This is a genomic window from Ruegeria sp. CDSC042, assembly GCF_059610745.1.
Map to the genome: position 1 here is coordinate 43,879 of NZ_JBXWOF010000015.1, position 16,601 is coordinate 60,479.

Below are 16,601 nucleotides of genomic sequence, written 5' to 3' on the forward strand. Positions count from 1 at the left end.
GGCGGGCGATGACCATAGGTCGAGCGACGCAGGACCGGACTTCATTCCGCCGCTACCTTGTGTTGCGCGACCGTTACAACCGGCGCATCCACGATCTCAAGTGTGGCACTGATCGAACCCTTGCGGCCGTCCTCATAGGTCACCTCGGTCGTGGTCGAAACGCTTGAAGACCCGTCGTAAAGGGCGGTGATGATGTCGTGGAATTTCTCTTCGACAAAGCCCCGGCGCACTTTGCGGGTTCGGGTCATCTCGCCGTCATCCGCATCCAGTTCCTTGTGCAGCACCACAAAGCGATGCACCTGACAGCCCGACAGCATTTCATCGGCGGCGACCGATTTGTTGACCGCTTCTACATGGGACTTGATTGTCTCTAACACTTGCGGATGTGCCGTCAGTTCCTGATAGGACCCATAGGCGACGTTGTTGCGCTCGGCCCAATTCCCCACGGCGGTAAGGTCGATATTGATGAACGCCACGCAGCGATCCTTGCCATTCCCGAACAGCACGACCTCAAGAATATCGGGATAGAACTTCAGCTTGTTCTCAACATATTTCGGCGCAAACATCGAGCCATCGACCATTTTTCCGACGTCCTTGGCCCGATCAATGATCCGCAGATGACCGCTGCTTTCCTCAATGAACCCGGCATCACCCGTGGCCACCCAACCCTCGGCATCCTTGGTCGAGGCGGTCGAGTCCGGGTTGTTGTAATATTCGACAAACACACCTGGCGAGCGATAGTAGATCTCGCCCGTTTCGGCGATCTTCAGCTCGACATCTGGCGCGGGCACACCAACCGTATCGGCGCGCACCTCGCCATCGGGCTGCACGGTGATGAAGACCGTCGCCTCGGTCTGCCCATAAAGCTGCTTCAGGTTAATCCCCAGCGAGCGGTAGAAATCGAAAATCTCAGGCCCGATCGCCTCGCCTGCCGTATAACCGACCCGGAACCGGCCATACCCCAGCGTATCCTTCAGCGGCCCATAGACCAGCAGATTGCCCAGCGCGTATTTGATCCGATCACCAAACCCGACCGCTTTGCCATCCAGCAGTAACCCACCCACCTTTTTGGCATGGGCCATAAAATGGTGGAACATACGCTGCTTCAGCTTGCCCGCATCTTCCATCCGGATCATGACATTGGTCAGCTGCGTTTCAAATACCCGCGGCGGGGCAAAGAAATAGGTCGGACCGATCTCGCGCAGGTCGGTTATCATCGTGTCAGCGCTTTCGGGGCAATTCACACAGAACCCGCACCAATAGGCCTGACCGATGGAAAAGATGAAATCACCTACCCAAGCCATTGGCAGATAGGACAGGATGTCCTCCTTCCGGGTCAGGTGATCAAAATCGGATGAGTTTCTGGCGCTTTCGATCACATTGCGATTCGACAGCACCACGCCTTTCGGCTTGCCGGTGGTGCCCGAGGTATACAGCATCACACAAGTGTCGTCATAGGTGATCGCAGCGATACGCGCGTCCAGCTCGGCATCAAAGCGCGCATGACCTGCGCTGCCTTCGGCCTTGATGTCGTCCAGCGCGTTCATCTGGGAATGATCATATTTCCGCATCCCACGCTTGTCAGTGTAGAGGATGTGTTTGATCTGGTGAACTTTTTCCTGAATCTCGATAACCTTATCGACCTGTTCCTGGTCACCGCAGACGACATATTTCGCACCGCAATGTTCCATCACATATGTCATCTCTTCGGCGACCGCGTCCTGATAGAGCGGCACCGGAATCGCACCCACCATTTGGGCCGCAACCATCGACCAGTAATGCGCCGGGCGGTTCCGGCCTATGACGGCGATATGGTCGCCCTTCTCAACGCCAATCTCAAGAAACCCCAGCGCAATGGCGCGGATTTCCTTGGCCGCCTCGGCCCAGGTCCAGCATTGCCAGATCCCGAATTCCTTTTCGCGATAGGCCGGGGCATCCCCGAACTGAGTCACATTGCGGTGTAGCAGCGCCGGAAGAGACTGCATCCCTTCAGCGCCTGACTGCGTCTGAGTCAATCTTTTTCTCCTCCCCACCCGGCCCCTCCCCGGGCCGGAAATGGCGGGTCCAGGTCTGGCCCGGACGCCAACGCCCCGATTAAGGGACGTCGACACGATCAGCGTCAAGTTTTGCCTGATGTTTTCTCAATTCTTACGAAATGTAACAAGTTGGGCCGTGCCGCCCGGACCATACACCTCGTCAGAGACCCGGCCCGAGATGACCACAAACTGTTCCGCGAACTGCAAATTTGCAGCAGGTAAGCGCATTCATCCGCGTATACCGATATTGGCTTGGGGTTTTGTATGTTTACCGCGCCTGGAATTCACCGTATGCATCCCGCAACTGAGTAGGACATTCAGAGCGGTTTTTCATGCCGATTTGCTATGCATGTGTATCGACCGAAGGCATCGGTTATGCGGAATGATCCAGATCGCATGACCAAAACCGCTCGAATTGTGCGATCAGAGGCGTGCGCCTTTGAAATCAACCGTTTTCTTGGACGGTCGGGCAGCACGAATTCCGACCCCCTTCCCACCCCAATACGCAAGGCAGGACTGCCGAGATGAATGTCACTCACCAGAGCATCACCAATGTGCTTTCTCAGCATTATGACCTGACACCTTCGACCGGATTGGTCGCGGATATGCAGGATATCTATGCACGGATGGACCGGGTGGTGGCGCCACCGGATTTCGCAATCTATGCGCCCTATATCAAGGCGATCAATGCGCTCAAGAAAGAGCGCGACGCAGTCATTCTGGGCCACAATTACATGACGCCTGAAATCTTTCATGGCGTGTCGGATTTCGTGGGTGACAGCTTGCAGCTGGCAATGAAGGCCAGCGACGTTGAAGCCGATGTGATCGTGCAAGCGGGCGTGCATTTCATGGCCGAAACCTCGAAAATCCTGAGCCCCCAGAAAACCGTGCTGATGCCAGACATGGCCGCGGGTTGTTCGCTGGCCGAAAGCATCACGGCAGACGGGATCGAGGAGATGCGCGCCAAATATCCCGGCGCGCCGGTCGTCTCTTATGTGAACACCACCGCCGAGGTGAAAGCCGCGTCCGATATCTGCTGCACATCGTCCAACGCCGTTCAGATCGTCGATGCGATGGAATCCGACACCGTCATCATGACGCCGGATCAATATCTGGCGCAGAACGTGGCAAATGAAAGCCGCAAGAACATCGTGTACTGGCCCGGCTCGTGCATCGTGCATGAACAATACACAGCGCAGGACCTGCGTGACTTTCGCAAATGGAATCCCGGCACGCGGCTCATTGCCCACCCGGAATGCCCGCCCGAAGTGGTGGCCGAGGCCGATTTCTCTGGCTCGACCAGCGGGATCATCAAATATGTCAGCACCGAGAAGCCCGAAAAGGCGATGCTGATCACCGAATGCTCGATGGCCTCGAACATCGCCGATGAACTGCCCGAAGTCGACTTTGTCGGCCCCTGCAACATGTGCCCCTACATGAAGAAGATCACGCTGCAAAAAATCCTCTATGTGCTGCACACGATGGAAGGTCAGGTCGAGGTTGACGCCGAGATCGCGGAAAAAGCGCGCCATTCGGTGCAGGCGATGATCGATCTGTCGCGAAAGCTGGGTCTCTGATCCGAGATGGAAACCCTCACCACCGACCGCGTTATCATCGTGGGCGCCGGGTTGGGCGCGCTGTATGCTGCGCTGAAACTGGCCCCGCATCCGGTGGTGGTGATCTCTCCTGAAGCGTTGGGCGACGGTGCCAGTTCCGCCTGGGCGCAGGGGGGAGTGGCTGCGGCGATGGACGCCCATGACAGCCCGGAAAGCCACGCGGACGACACCGTAAATGCCGGTGCGGGCACCGTTGACCCGCAGGTGGCCGAATTGGTGACGCGTCAGGCGCGCGACTATATTCTGGACCTGACCACGCTGGGCACGCCTTTCGACCGGACCGCGGGCGGCGATTACGTGCTGTCGCGCGAGGCCGCGCACAGCTTTGCCCGCGTCGTCCGGGTCAAGGGCGATCAGGCAGGCGCACAGATCATGGCCGCCCTGATCGAGCAGGTCCGGGAAACACCCTCGATCCAGGTGCTGGAGGGCACCATGGCCCTAGGGCTGGATGTCGAGGATGGGCGTGTTACCGGCGTCAGCATTCAGCGTGCGGATAAGGGCGGGTCAGCCCCAGTGATGCTGCGCGGGGCTGCCGTGTTGCTGGCCGGGGGCGGGTCCGGTGGGCTCTATGCGCTGACCACCAACCCGCCGCGTATCCGTGGGCAGGTCATCGGTATGGCTGCGCGCGCGGGGGCGCTGATTTCGGATGCCGAATTTGTGCAGTTTCACCCCACCGCCATGGATGTCGGCGAAGACCCTGCGCCGCTGGCAACCGAAGCGCTGCGCGGTGAAGGCGCCATTCTGGTCAACCGTCATGGCGCGCGGTTCATGCAGGCCATCCACCCGGATGCCGAGCTTGCCCCGCGCGACGTCGTCGCCCGCGCCATCTATGCTCAGGTTCAGGCGGGCAACCGCCCCATGCTGGACACGCGCGAGGTTCTGGGCGAGGAGATCAAGGCTCAGTTCCCCTCGGTCGCGGAATATTGCGCCCGCAATGGAATCGACCCGGCGCAGGAGCCCATCCCCGTCGCCCCCGCAGCGCATTACCACATGGGTGGCATCGCGACCGACACCAGCGGATGCGCCAGTATCGACGGCTTATGGGTCTGCGGTGAGGCATCCTCGACCGGGTTGCACGGCGCCAACCGTCTGGCCTCGAACGGTCTGCTTGAGGCGCTGGTCTACGCCCGCATCTGCGCGGAAGGCATCGCCGGAACCTTGCCAGCAACCGGCGCGACGCCGCCGCTGGAAATCAGTTTCGAGGACGGCGGCACTCCGTCAGACCCCGCCGCCGTGGCCGAGCTGCGCCAGACCATGACTCGCAATGTTGGCGTTATCCGTGATCGCAAGGGCCTGACCAAAGCGCTTGGCACCATCGCGCGGCTCGAGGCGGCAAACAGCGACAACCCGTCTTTCCTGAACATGTGTGCCACCGCCACTTTGATCGCCGCGGGCGCTTTGGCACGCAAAGAAAGCCGCGGCGCGCATGAACGATCCGATTTTCCCGACCCCTCGGCCGGACCCGGCAAAAGGTCCGAAATGTACTTTTCCCAAGCACTCGCCATCCGCGCGCAGGCCTGCAAGGAGCAATCATGAGCTTCTCTACCGTTCCCGATCTTGTCCTTGAACCGATGATCCGCATTGCCCTGATGGAAGATCTTGGCAGCTATGGCGACGTCACCACCCGCGCGGTGATCCCGGCGGATACCACCTATGATGCCTGCCTGAACGCGCGCGAGGATGCGGTCGTGTCCGGCATGCAAGTCGCGGCGCTGGCGTTTCGCCTGATCGACCCCTCATTGGACATCACCACGCATATTGCCGATGGCCAACCCTGTAAGGCAGGCGATACGCTGATGACCATCAAGGGATCGGCCGCCTCAATCCTGTCGGGCGAACGGGTGGCCCTGAACTTTGCCGGTCGCCTGACCGGGATCGCCACAAAGACCGCCGGCTTCGTGGCTGAAACTAAAGGCACAAATGCCCGCGTCACCTGCACCCGCAAAACAACCCCTGGAATGCGTCTGGTTGAAAAACTGGCCGTGCTGCATGGCGGCGGCTTCAACCACCGTTACTCTCTGTCAGATGCGATCCTGATCAAGGACAACCACATCGCAGCCGCTGGCGGGGTGCGTCAGGTGCTGGAGGCCACCAAGGCACATGCCAGCCACATGATGGCCGTCGAGATTGAGGTGGACCGCCTGGACCAACTGGCCCAAGTGCTTGAGGTCGGAGGCGCCTCGGTCGTCCTGTTGGACAATATGGACAATGACATGCTGCGCGAGGCGGTGGCGATGGTGCATGGCAGGCTCAAGACCGAAGCCTCAGGCAATGTGAAACTGGAACGCATCGCCTCAATCGCGGCAACGGGTGTTGACTATATCTCTTCAGGTGCATTGACCCATTCGGCGCGCACCGTGGATTTGGGATTGGACTTTCCGGTCTAGACCACGGTCGCGCGTCAGCACTGACACATGGGCTACAGCTGCTAACCCTGTGCGCAAAGCTCCACCATTTCCCTGTGCCGGTCCCGTGCCTGCCCCTGTACACGCTTGACGAAGGGCTGAGGCAGCTCCGGGCCGAGACGTGTTCCATATTTTTCGCAGGATTTATCACCGATCAGCTCAGCGAACCTGACCCATGTGCGAAAGGCAAAAACGTCCCGCAAGCTGAGGATCGGTTTGGAATTGCTTGGTCTTTCCGGGGCAGGCATCGGAATGTCCGTGAAATACGCCTCTTCGATCCCGCTCCAATCGGATGGTGTTTCAAAGTCGTCCCCCGCACCCTCGGAATACTTAAACGCGGGGTATTCCATACTGTATTCAGAACATCCGTGGGATATTTTTGAGTGAACCCCGGTGATCTCAAATTCCGCCTGTGCGGCACGGAAAATCGCAAGACACTCTTTCGCCTCTGCGATCGACTCACAATAGATATACGCCTTATAGGGAAACTTGACCGCTTCGCGCAGCTCGATCATGCTTTTTCTGGCATTGTCCCTGGGCAGCTGCAGGTTGAGCAGCAAGAAATAGACCTGAAACATCCCCTCAAGGTTCTCAGGCAGGATCTGCACCTTGTAGCACTCGTGGCACAGGCCACAAATCACCTTGGTTTCTTCAAAGAAATTCAGGCGTTGGCCGCAATTCCCATGCTCGCCATTGATGGTGATGGTTTGACCCACATAGATCTGGGCGATGGGCACGGCCAACTGGATATTCTGTGTGTCCAGGGCTTTCATCCAACCGGAATAGGCGGCGGTCTGCCGTCCGGTGTCGACCAGGGCTGCCTGCCAGCCCTTTTTCAACCCGCCCGTCACCTCAAGCTGCGCTTTGCTGTAGGCGCCCAGATGCTGTTTCGGCAGGTTGGAATATTCCAGCATCGTCACAAGCTGCCGGATGGCCTGTCGGTCATTGGGCTTGAGTGAAACCCGCTTCTCAAGACGTTCCAGCTGCGCGTAATCCATCACTCTGGCCTCCTGCTTCGGGTTTGGCCCGCCAGTTTTTCTTGTGATTGCGCCGAATGAGGTCGCCGTCAACTGAAATGCGCGAAACTGACTAGCTGCCGGATTGTTCTGAGACGATCTCTCCGAGCCGGGTAAAGAATTTCCCCGACAGTTTCTTGGCAGTCCCGGCAATCAAACGGCTGCCAAGCTGGGCGATCTTGCCGCCGACATCCACCTTAGCAGTATAGGCAAGAACCGTCTCGGACCCGTCTTCGGTCAGGGTCACATCGGCACCGCCCTTGGCAAACCCGGCAGCCCCGCCTTTGCCCTCGCCCTGCAGCGAAAATCCGTCCGGTGCCTTGGATTTATCCAGCGTGACCTGACCCGCGAATCGCGCTTTCACCGGGCCGATTTTCAGAACCACCTTTGCCTCAAGGTCTTGCGGCGAAGATTGGGTCAGCTCTTCGCAGCCGGGGATACATTCCTGCAGGATATCGGGGTTGTTCAGCGCCTCATACACCACGTCCCGCGGGGCAGCGATGCGGATTTCGTCACTGAGTTCCATTCTGGCATCCTTCGCACAACAGCTTTGTGCCTATCAATAACGCGGTTTTTGCCAAATGTTTCAATTTTTTGTTTCAGATCAGGATACGCGACCCCAAATCTTACCTAATCGGGCGCCACCGGTTTGCGGTGACGCCCAATGCGGTCAGTCGCTGATCGCGCCCTCTTCGTCGCGGCGCTGATGCATCTTGGCTTTGACACGCGCGCCTACGATCAGAGGCAGAACAAATCCGATCAGGGCAATGGACCACAAGCCGATGGCCAGCGGGCTGTCAACCAGCGTCCACCAGTTGCCATTGTCGATGGTGACTGCGCGGCGCAAGTTATTCTCCATCGAGTTGCCCAGCAGCGTGCCCAGAATGATCGGCACCAGCGGCACGTCCAGCTTGCGCAGAACCCAGCCCATGACACCGAACCCAATCATCACCAGCAGATCAAAGCTGGACCCCGAGATGCCGTAAATACCCACAAAGCTGACCATCGCCACGACGGGCATCAGGATACGCGAAGGCACCATCAGGACGCGGGTGAACAGGCCCACCATCGGGATATTCATCGCGAGCAACATGAAGTTGGCAATGAAGAGCGCAGCGATCAGGCCCCAGACCACATCCGGGTTCTGGGTAAACAGCAGCGGTCCGGGCGTGATATTCAACGCCAGCAGAACCGCCAGCAGCACGGCGGTGGTCCCTGACCCCGGCACGCCCAGCGCCAGCATCGGCACCAAGGCCCCCCCGGCGGCGGCGTTGTTGCCGGCCTCGGGCGCGGCGACGCCACGCGGATCACCGGTGCCAAATGTGTTGTCCTTGTCGACCAGCCGTTTCTCCATCGAATAGGAAATAAACGAGCCCAAAGACGCCCCGGCCCCCGGCAGAACCCCCGCCAGAAAGCCCAGGAATGAGGTGCGCAGCATGGTCGGCATGCATTGCTTGATCATTGACATCGGCGGGTAAAGCCGCCCGATATTCAACTTGCGCCCAGCGGCATCCGACCCGCCATGACGGTTTTCCAGAAAGATGAACACTTCGGACAGGGCAAACAGGCCGACAATGGCGACAAGGAAATCCAGCCCATCATACAGGTGCACCTCACCAAAGGTGAACCGCGGTACGCCGGTCTGGGTATCGACACCAATGGTCGCCAACCCAAGGCCCAGCGCAGCGGCAAAAGCCGATTTCGCCTGATTGGTCGAGGACACGCCGCCCAGCGTCATGAAGGCCAGCGCGAACAGGGCGAAATACTCAGCCGGTCCAAACAGCAGCGCGATCTTGACCAGCTGCGGCGCCAGAAAGATCAGGCCCCATGTGGCCAGAAACGCACCAATGAATGAGGCGATACCGGACAGCGAGAGCGCCTCGCCCGCAAGGCCTTTTTTGGCCATCGGATGCCCGTCCAAGCAGGTCATCATCGCAGGCTCGTCCCCAGGGATGTTCAGCAAGATCGACGAGATTCTCCCGCCATACATTGCCCCATAATAAACACTGGTCAGCAGGATCAGAGACGGCGTCGCGCCCAGCCCCAGCGTGAACGCAAGAGGAATCAGAATGGCCACGCCGTTCGACGGGCCCAGACCGGGCAACGCGCCCATGATCGTGCCCAGAAAACAACCCAACAGGGCCAGCAACAAGTTTTGCCATGTTAGCGCGATAGCGAATCCATCGCCAAGGGATGCAAGAGTTTCCATGACGTTCCCCTTAGAAACCCAATGGTCCGCGAGCCAGTGACAGGCCCAGAACCAGATGGAAGATGACGTAGATACCGACAGAAGTACCGATTCCGACCATTACGCTTTCGATCGGACCAGATCCCAGCCGCCAGGCCAGGTAAGCCGCAGCAAAGGCGGTAGAGATTACAAATCCCAGAACCGGCAACAGCTCGGCATAGAACATCATCACGACTACAGCGGCGCCGACTTCGACCAGCCGGCCCAGCGCGGGCCACTCGGGCTCGGCATCCGGGCGCAACGCGATGACCGCGCTGGACAGGCCAAGGATGGCGGCGACAATCAGTGGAAAGGCCTTGGGGCCAACCGCGTCTGACAGAAAGCTCTCTTCAATCGCCAGCGCTGACAGGGCAAAGCCGATGGCAAGAAGAATGCCGAAGACCCCGAATATGCGATCACTCATGGGTATCTCCTATGTAAGGGAAGTATGGGCCTGGTCGGGGTGCCGCGCGCCCGGCGCGACACCCCGCTCTCAGGTGAGTGCTGGTCTTATTTGATGATACCGATCTCTTTCGAGATGGTCTGGATCTGACCCACGGATTGCGCAACAAAATCCTGGAAAGCTGCGCCTTGCAGGTCCAGCGGGGCCAGACCATTGGCGGCCATGACCTCTTTCCATTCATCCGAGGCGTAAAGATCACCGATCTTACCGACCCAATCGCCATAGGCCTCATCGCTCATTCCGCCAGGGGCGTAGAACCCGCGCCAGTTTGCGCCGATGGCATCAATGCCCTGTTCCTTGGCCGTCGGGAAATCAGCGAATTCGCCGGGCAGACGTTCAGGCGCCAATACGGCGATGACTTTGATATCGCCCGAGTCGACAAAACCCTTGGCTTCCGAGATGTCACCGGTAAAGGCTTGAACCGAACCGGCCAACAGCTGGGTCACAGCTTCGCCGCCGCCATCAAAGGCGATGTATTTGACCGACCGTACGTCCTCGATGCCATAGGCATTGGCCGCGATCAGAACCTTCAGGTGATCCCAACCGCCCACGGCGGAACCGCCCGCCACGGACACAGACGTCGGATCGGATTTGATCTGATCCAACAGGTCGGGCAGCGTGTTAACCGCGCTATCGGCTGCAACGGCGATCACGCCATAATCCGCACCGATGGCCGCTAGCCAACGCACCTGATCCATGGTGTTGCCTGGATAGGCGCCCTGCGCCAGGCGGGTCGCCGTGGCTGCGCTGGCCGCTACGATCAGCTCATTATCCTCGCCGCGCTTGTTGACGACCTCGGCAAAGGCAACACCGCCACCGCCGCCGGCCAGGTTCACAACCTGCATGGTCTGGTCGATCAGACCCAGATCCTGCAGAGATTTACCGACCTGACGGCAGGTGAAATCCCAACCGCCGCCGGGGTTGGCCGGGGCAATACATTCCTGTGCGCTGGCGCTCACGCCGGACAGGGCAAAAACAGCAGCCGCAATCGCGCCGCTTGTTCCAAACAGTTTCATTCGTGTCTCCTCCTCTGGTCTTTTTGGGCTGCGTCCTGCAACCGAAACCTGTTCCCGCAAGGGACTGTCCTTGCGGGCTGGTACTGTTTACAGAATAATGCTGTCACGAACCTGTCACAGAAATTCAGGGCAGGGCGCGGGGGGACAATGCGCGTATTGATGATCGAGGATGCCGTAGATCTGGCCGAAGGCGTAATAGCTCATCTGGCGCGGTCGGGCGTCGTTTGTGATCTGGCGACCACTGTCGAATCCGCACGTGATTTCCGCGCAGTTCAAACCTATGACGCGATGCTTTTGGATATAAACCTGCCTGACGGGTCCGGCCTGAACTTTCTGGGCAAAATCCGAGACAGCGGCGACCGCACCCCAGTGCTAATGCTGACGGCACTGACTTCGGTCGAAGATCGTGTCGCCGCTTTGGACAAAGGTGCCGACGATTATTTGGGCAAGCCTTTTGACCAGCGCGAGCTTGAGGCGCGGTTGCGCGCCCTTGTCCGGCGCGATGCCGATCGCAAAAGCGAACAGATCACGCTGGGTCCGCTGATCTATGCCGCCAAGGATCGCAGCGCCACGCTGAACGGTAAACGCCTGAACCTAACCGCGCGCGAGGCGGCGGTCCTGGACGCCCTGATCCGGCACGAAGGTCAGTATCTGTCGAAATCACGGCTGTATAACTCGCTTTACGGGTTCGAAGACGCCGATGTGGGGGAAAACGCGATCGAGCTGTATATCGCACGGCTCCGCAAAAAATTCACCGGCAGCGCCATCAGCATTACCACCCAGCGTGGGGTGGGGTATCGGATCGGTCTGAATGACTAGGCTGCGCCTGCCCCACAGCCTGACGGCCCGCGTTCTAAGCGCGGTGGTTTTGATCCTGATTCTGGGCGGGTTTCTCGTTGGTCTGTCGATCTGGGCCAATGGTCGCCTTGCTGCGCGGCAGGCCTATGACCGGCTGCTGCTGGGCGCGGCCAGTGACATTGCCGAATCCGTTCGCATTCAAGATGGCCAACCCTTTGTCGATCTTCCAGTCTCGGCCTTTCAACTGTTGGCACAGGCGCCGGATGACCGGATTTTCTATGCGGTACAGGTGCCGGATGGCCCCTTCATCACCGGGCTGGACCGGGGCACCGTGATTGAGGTGCCGCCACAAACCGGCACCACGCCGGTCTATTTCGCCGCTGATCTGAATGACGAACCCGCCCGTTTCGTCCGCGTTACCCGCCTGTTTGCCGAGCGTGATTTCTCGGGTGAGGTGGAAATTCTGGTCGGTCAGACATTGCGCGCGCGTCAAACCATGACCGTGGGGCTGATGCGGGATGCCTTGCTGCCGATGGCTGTGGCCGGGATGTTGCTGCTGATCATGTCGTGGTTTGTCACCCGCTCGGCCCTGCGCCCGCTTGAGGCGCTGTCCGATGACCTGACCCGTCGCGATCCTTATGACCTGACACCGATGGCCAGCGACGGGTTGCCACGCGAATTGCAGGTGATGCTAAGCGCAATGAACCGGTTCATGGGGCGGCTGGACCGGCAAGTGGACACGATGCGCAACCTGATTGCCGACACCGCTCATCAGCTGCGCACACCCGTGGCCGCGATTCGGGTGCAGGCCGAGATTGCGCAGGATGATCCCGACCCTCCGGCCCGGACACGCGCGCTGGATCGGCTGCTGGGGCGCACCCGGTCACTGGGCACGCTGCTGGATCAGTTGCTGTCGCGCGCCATGGTGATCCACCGTATCGACAGCGCCCCGCGGCTGCCCGTCGACCTGCGCGAAGTGGCGCTGGACGTGCTGGAACACAGCGATCATGAATTGATGGCCCCCACCATCGAGGTGCGTCTGGAAATCGGCGATACGCCAGTTCTTGTGAATGGCGATGCCTTTTCGATCGGCGAAGCCGCCAAGAACCTGCTTGGCAACGCTCTGCGTCATGGTCTGCCACCCGTCCGTATTGGCGCCGCGCAAGAGGGCGCGCGCGCTGTTCTATGGGTGCGCGATCAGGGACCCGGGCCTGCGACCGTAATCGCCGATCAGCTGGGGGACCGGTTCAATCGCAGCACCGGTTCGGGCGAGGACAGCACCGGCCTGGGCCTGTCCATCGTGAAATCCACCGCTGAGGCCTTTGACGGCCGAGTTGAGATGGGGCGGGATGAAACCGGGTTTCGCGCTGCGCTGAGTTTCCCGGCCAGAACAGATGAGAGCAGCACATGATCCGAGCCCTAGCCCTTGTAGCGCTGAGTTTGATTCCTTCGCTTTCGCGCGCCCAAGAAGCCATCGCAGAATTCGGCGCAGGTCAGGATCCGATGTTGATCCGGTCAACCACCGACATTGCGATCATCGCCCCCGTGCTCGAACGGTTTACGGCGCTGAACCCCAATCTGCAGGTCACTTATGAACAATGGGGATCTAACGCTCTGTTCCAACACAGCCGCACGGTCTGTAAATCAGGTGAGAATCCTGCAGACATCGTGTTCTCATCCGCGATTCAACAGATGGTTTGGCTGGTGAATTCGGCCTGCGGACACCGGTTTCAATCCGACCTTACCAATGCCCTGCCCGCCGCGCGACGCTGGCGGGATGAGCTGTGGGGGATCACCACCGAACCCGCCGTCATCGTCTACAACAAGACCTTGTTACAGGATCAGAACGTCCCACGCAGCCGGTTCGCCCTGCTGGACATGATGCGAACCCAGCCGGATCTACTGCGTGGGCGCGTGGCAACCTATGACATCGCGGCCTCGGGTCTGGGTTATCTGTTTGCCTATGGAGACAGCCTTGAGGCCACGACTTTCGGCTCTTTGATCGAAGGTTTTGCACGTATCGACGCGGTGGCCACTTGCTGTTCTGCGGAAATCATCCGCGATGTGGCTAACGGGCGCTTTTTGATCGCCTATAACGTTTTGGGGTCTTATGTGGCCAATGCCAAGGCCCCGGGCATTGGGGTGATCCTGCCAGAAGACTATACTCTGGTCCTGTCACGTGCCCTGATGATCCCGCGCCAGGCGCGGAACAAACAAGCCGCCACGGAATTCTTGGATTTTCTCCTGTCGCCACAGGCGCAAACCCTGCTGGCAACTTCGGGTCTCGTCGCCCAGATGGACACAGCCGATACGGGGTTAACGCCCAGCGCCCGAAGGTTCATCGCCCTGTCGCCGGCCCTATTGGTTGCCAGAGATCAGAACCGACGGGCCGAGCTGTTCAAGCTGTGGAACGACGCCTTCGACGTGGAAAGTGCGCGTTAGGTCTTTTCGTCGATGGCAGGTTCGATATCAGGCCGAACCGGTTCGATCTCTGCCTCAATAACCTCAGGCTCATCGGCCTCGTCGACCTCATCCATATCGGTGTCGGCCTTGTCCTCAAGCGCGCCAACGATCAGCGGCAGCATGTGAACACCGGTGGCCGAGGCGATCTCTGGCGTTTGAGGCGTTTGCCAGCTGAGCGTGTCAAAGCTGTGGCAGTTCTGACAGACCGGACCCCATTCCGGCTGAATGTCATGGCAGTTGTCGCAGACCCATTGCGGCCCGCGCGGCGCGTTCAGCGCCTTTGCCAGCCAGCCCTGCACAACCACATCCGAGGCCCCTTCGCCGCGTTCAATCGCTGCCATCAGCGTGTAGGCGCGGGCATCAGCCTGTTTTTCGACCACATCCCCCAGCGCGCGGCGGGCTTCGGGGAAATCTTCGGCGACGATGTTCAACTCGGCCAGAATCAGACAGGTTTCCGGATTCTGCGAGTGTATGCGGGTCAACGTCGCAAAGCGTTTGATGCGCTCGGCCGGTGATTCATCCGGTGCAATATCGGCAAAAGCATGGGCCAGATCGGGATGTGGCTGTGCCTCCCATGCTTTTTTCAGAATCTTCGTTGCGGCACGCGGCTTGCCTTTTTCGATATAGGCACGGGCGGCCATCGCAGCGGCCGGCACCAGATCGGGGGACAGGCGGTTGGCCTCGATTGCCTGTTCCTGCTGTTCTACGGTCGAACTTTCGTCCAGAATGCCCTTTGCTTCGGACAAGGCGAGCACCGCATCGCGGCGCTTGAACACATCGCGGGGCAAATGCCCGGATTTCAGCTTGGCGGTCAGCGTTGATCGCGCCCCAGCCCAATCCTGCGACTTGGTCTGCAGGCCCAGCAGGATATCTTGCGTTTCCTGATGGCGCGGCTTGATGGCCAATGCCTTTTCGGCCAGCTTCCGAGCAGTGTCATCATCGCCTTCGGCCAGCTTCTGCTTCATGATACCGCGCACCCCCACAAAACGCGTGGCATTATTCGTCACCAGTTTCTTATAGGTTTCAGATGCCTTTTGGGTATCGCCATTCATCTCGGCGGCCTGGGCCACCAGCAGGTTGGTCAGCTCGGGTTTGTTCAGCAGCTTTTCGGCCTTGGCAGCCTTGTTCATCGCGATCCGCCCCTCACCCGAGGCAAGCGCCATGATCCCATCGGTTAATGCCTGATATCCGCGCTGTTCCCGGCTGCGGTCGAAATAACGCGACAGGGCTGTTTCATCCCCATTGAGGAATTTCAGCGTGGCGATCAGCAGGGTCAGCAGCTTGAAGAACAGCCAGATCGCAATGATCATCACGCCTAGCGCAATGACCGATTGAAGCGGACCAAGCGTGTATTCCGTGCCACCCGCTGTGATCTGCACCCCGCCTTTGGTTTCCATAAGGAACCCGGCGCCAAGAGCCAACAAGCCGACAATCGCAACAAAAACAAGGATCTTAAACAGTGACCACAGCATAGCAGGCCCCTCAGTTCGAGTTCGCGCTTGAGGCAAGCGCATTTGCAGAATCCACAGCAGAAACCCGCGTCTGGGCCGCCTGTTCCCACCCTTCAAGTGCAGCTTTGGCTACATCGGGCAGGGATTTCAGCTCATCCAGGGCAGCAGAGACATCTCCGCCCGACAAAGCGGCTTGAGCCCGCGACAAGACCGCATCGGGGCTGTCACCTTCTTGCGGGGTAACCGAACGTGCACCTGTCTGGCGCTGCAAAAACGCGACAATTCCGGTGCCCTTGTCCGCGTCCCGCGCATCGGCCAACGCCGTGCGCGCAGCGGGCGCAAAGCTGTCCTGAAGTGCTGCAATCGTCGCGACACCTTCGGTCGCCGGTGCTGCCAGCGCCTCGGGAACGGTTACGCCTGCGGCCTTCAGTTCTGCAATCAGGTCGCCATAAGGTTGACCCGTATTCAACTGTTCATGCACCCGTGACAGAAGGGCTGCATTGGTCGCCGCCAGCGATTTTGCTGCAGCCTCGGCCTCGAGCGTCTGAGCGTCGGACACCATCTTTTCCACCTCGGCCCGTTGCGCGGCCAAAGAGTCCTGGAGTTTCTTCAGCTCGGCCTCGATGGCCGCGCCGGTTTCAGGTGAAGCGCCCTGCGTCAGCGCGCCACTTTCCAACTCGGCCAAACGGCTGGCAAGTGGATCAACCTTGTTGGTCAGATCGGATATGCTGGACTTCACCCCATCCAGATCAGAGGTGATTGGCGCGATTTGGCCGGTCAGCGCGTCAATCTTCTGGGACAGGTCCGACCCGTCGGTCAGAGACTTCGACAGTGTTGATATCTGATCGGATTGTGCGGTCAGCTTCGCCTCAAGCGCGGCGATTGCGTCGGACTCACCCGAGGAGAACGCGCCGCTTTGACCCAGAGCGAACCCGGCCGCCGCAGCAATCGCACCGCCAATCAGCGCCGGGATAAAGCCGCCGCGTTTTTCGACCGGCGGTTCTGCGACGGTCTGATCAGACGACGTAAGAGAGGCTTCGGCTTCGGCTTCGGCTTCGGCTTCGGCTTCGGCTTCGGCTTCGGCTTCGGCTTCGGCTTCGGCTTCGGCTT

Annotated in this window: 14 protein-coding genes; 6 read left to right on the forward strand and 8 right to left on the reverse strand. The window is 59.6% G+C overall.

Annotation, left to right across the window (positions count from 1 at the left end; genetic code table 11):
- Positions 1-41: 41 nt before the first annotated feature.
- Entirely contained in the window at positions 42-1,985 is a 1,944-nt protein-coding gene (locus tag AC2FHX_RS20630; protein WP_496703628.1) for an AMP-binding protein, read from the reverse strand.
- A gap of 575 nt (positions 1,986-2,560) precedes the next feature.
- On the opposite strand from AC2FHX_RS20630, the gene nadA reads away from it, so the two are divergent.
- The 3 genes from nadA to nadC are packed head-to-tail and all read left to right on the forward strand — an operon-like array spanning position 2,561 to position 6,039.
- The gene (nadA, locus tag AC2FHX_RS20635; RefSeq protein WP_496693120.1) at positions 2,561-3,613 is read left to right on the forward strand and encodes a quinolinate synthase NadA; all 1,053 of its coding nucleotides are present in this window, start codon (positions 2,561-2,563) and stop codon (positions 3,611-3,613) included.
- Positions 3,614-3,619: 6 nt separating this feature from the next.
- Positions 3,620-5,188: an L-aspartate oxidase gene (locus AC2FHX_RS20640; RefSeq protein ID WP_496702958.1), complete on the forward strand. Its 1,569-nt coding sequence runs from the start codon at positions 3,620-3,622 to the stop codon at positions 5,186-5,188.
- Positions 5,185-6,039 (forward strand): carboxylating nicotinate-nucleotide diphosphorylase, encoded by an 855-nt coding sequence (gene nadC, locus AC2FHX_RS20645; RefSeq protein WP_496703589.1) that lies wholly within the window; start codon positions 5,185-5,187, stop codon positions 6,037-6,039. The genes AC2FHX_RS20640 and nadC overlap by 4 nt, the downstream gene beginning before the upstream one ends.
- Positions 6,040-6,080: 41 nt before the next feature.
- On the opposite strand, the gene AC2FHX_RS20650 is transcribed toward nadC, so the two are convergent.
- From AC2FHX_RS20650 to AC2FHX_RS20670, 5 genes are all read right to left on the reverse strand, one after another.
- Complete coding sequence (locus tag AC2FHX_RS20650) at positions 6,081-7,055, reverse strand: hypothetical protein (protein ID WP_496703587.1); 975 nt, start codon at positions 7,053-7,055, stop codon at positions 6,081-6,083.
- 91 nt (positions 7,056-7,146) lie between these two features.
- Positions 7,147-7,599 carry an SRPBCC family protein gene (locus AC2FHX_RS20655; protein WP_142637510.1) on the reverse strand — a complete coding sequence of 151 codons (453 nt, stop codon included), beginning with the start codon at positions 7,597-7,599 and terminating at the stop codon, positions 7,147-7,149.
- 144 nt (positions 7,600-7,743) lie between these two features.
- Entirely contained in the window at positions 7,744-9,282 is a 1,539-nt protein-coding gene (locus AC2FHX_RS20660; RefSeq protein WP_142637508.1) for a tripartite tricarboxylate transporter permease, read from the reverse strand.
- Between the two features lie 10 nt (positions 9,283-9,292).
- On the reverse strand, positions 9,293-9,724 hold the full coding sequence (locus AC2FHX_RS20665; RefSeq protein ID WP_496693124.1) for a tripartite tricarboxylate transporter TctB family protein: 432 nt from the start codon (positions 9,722-9,724) through the stop codon (positions 9,293-9,295).
- Between the two features lie 86 nt (positions 9,725-9,810).
- Entirely contained in the window at positions 9,811-10,779 is a 969-nt protein-coding gene (locus tag AC2FHX_RS20670; protein ID WP_142637503.1) for a Bug family tripartite tricarboxylate transporter substrate binding protein, read from the reverse strand.
- A 147-nt stretch (positions 10,780-10,926) separates the two neighbouring features.
- On the opposite strand from AC2FHX_RS20670, the gene AC2FHX_RS20675 reads away from it, so the two are divergent.
- From AC2FHX_RS20675 to AC2FHX_RS20685, 3 genes are read left to right on the forward strand one after another with little or no spacing between them, the layout of a single operon-like run.
- The gene (locus AC2FHX_RS20675; protein ID WP_281973876.1) at positions 10,927-11,598 is read left to right on the forward strand and encodes a response regulator transcription factor; all 672 of its coding nucleotides are present in this window, start codon (positions 10,927-10,929) and stop codon (positions 11,596-11,598) included.
- Positions 11,591-12,988 carry a sensor histidine kinase gene (locus AC2FHX_RS20680; protein WP_496703586.1) on the forward strand — a complete coding sequence of 466 codons (1,398 nt, stop codon included), beginning with the start codon at positions 11,591-11,593 and terminating at the stop codon, positions 12,986-12,988. Before AC2FHX_RS20675 ends, AC2FHX_RS20680 begins: the two co-directional genes overlap by 8 nt.
- Complete coding sequence (locus tag AC2FHX_RS20685) at positions 12,985-14,019, forward strand: ABC transporter substrate-binding protein (RefSeq protein ID WP_142637498.1); 1,035 nt, start codon at positions 12,985-12,987, stop codon at positions 14,017-14,019. The genes AC2FHX_RS20680 and AC2FHX_RS20685 overlap by 4 nt, the downstream gene beginning before the upstream one ends.
- Here AC2FHX_RS20685 and AC2FHX_RS20690 read toward each other — a convergent pair.
- Both AC2FHX_RS20690 and AC2FHX_RS20695 read right to left on the reverse strand, forming a co-directional pair.
- The gene (locus tag AC2FHX_RS20690) at positions 14,016-15,512 is read right to left on the reverse strand and encodes a heme biosynthesis protein HemY (RefSeq protein WP_496703585.1); all 1,497 of its coding nucleotides are present in this window, start codon (positions 15,510-15,512) and stop codon (positions 14,016-14,018) included. The genes AC2FHX_RS20685 and AC2FHX_RS20690 overlap by 4 nt on opposite strands.
- Positions 15,513-15,522: 10 nt before the next feature.
- Positions 15,523-16,601, reverse strand: a 1,079-nt coding sequence (locus tag AC2FHX_RS20695; RefSeq protein WP_496703583.1) for a COG4223 family protein, incomplete at its 5' end; no start/stop codon positions are given.

Bases quoted from the DNA above. Each gene is read 5' to 3' on its own strand.
- AC2FHX_RS20630 (WP_496703628.1), bottom strand. From the start codon at position 1,985: ATGCAGTCTCTTCCGGCGCTGCTACACCGCAATGTGACTCAGTTCGGG.
- nadA (WP_496693120.1), top strand. From the start codon at position 2,561: ATGAATGTCACTCACCAGAGCATCACCAATGTGCTTTCTCAGCATTAT.
- AC2FHX_RS20640 (WP_496702958.1), top strand. From the start codon at position 3,620: ATGGAAACCCTCACCACCGACCGCGTTATCATCGTGGGCGCCGGGTTG.
- nadC (WP_496703589.1), top strand. From the start codon at position 5,185: ATGAGCTTCTCTACCGTTCCCGATCTTGTCCTTGAACCGATGATCCGC.
- AC2FHX_RS20650 (WP_496703587.1), bottom strand. From the start codon at position 7,055: ATGGATTACGCGCAGCTGGAACGTCTTGAGAAGCGGGTTTCACTCAAG.
- AC2FHX_RS20655 (WP_142637510.1), bottom strand. From the start codon at position 7,599: ATGGAACTCAGTGACGAAATCCGCATCGCTGCCCCGCGGGACGTGGTG.
- AC2FHX_RS20660 (WP_142637508.1), bottom strand. From the start codon at position 9,282: ATGGAAACTCTTGCATCCCTTGGCGATGGATTCGCTATCGCGCTAACA.
- AC2FHX_RS20665 (WP_496693124.1), bottom strand. From the start codon at position 9,724: ATGAGTGATCGCATATTCGGGGTCTTCGGCATTCTTCTTGCCATCGGC.
- AC2FHX_RS20670 (WP_142637503.1), bottom strand. From the start codon at position 10,779: ATGAAACTGTTTGGAACAAGCGGCGCGATTGCGGCTGCTGTTTTTGCC.
- AC2FHX_RS20675 (WP_281973876.1), top strand. From the start codon at position 10,927: ATGCGCGTATTGATGATCGAGGATGCCGTAGATCTGGCCGAAGGCGTA.
- AC2FHX_RS20680 (WP_496703586.1), top strand. From the start codon at position 11,591: ATGACTAGGCTGCGCCTGCCCCACAGCCTGACGGCCCGCGTTCTAAGC.
- AC2FHX_RS20685 (WP_142637498.1), top strand. From the start codon at position 12,985: ATGATCCGAGCCCTAGCCCTTGTAGCGCTGAGTTTGATTCCTTCGCTT.
- AC2FHX_RS20690 (WP_496703585.1), bottom strand. From the start codon at position 15,512: ATGCTGTGGTCACTGTTTAAGATCCTTGTTTTTGTTGCGATTGTCGGC.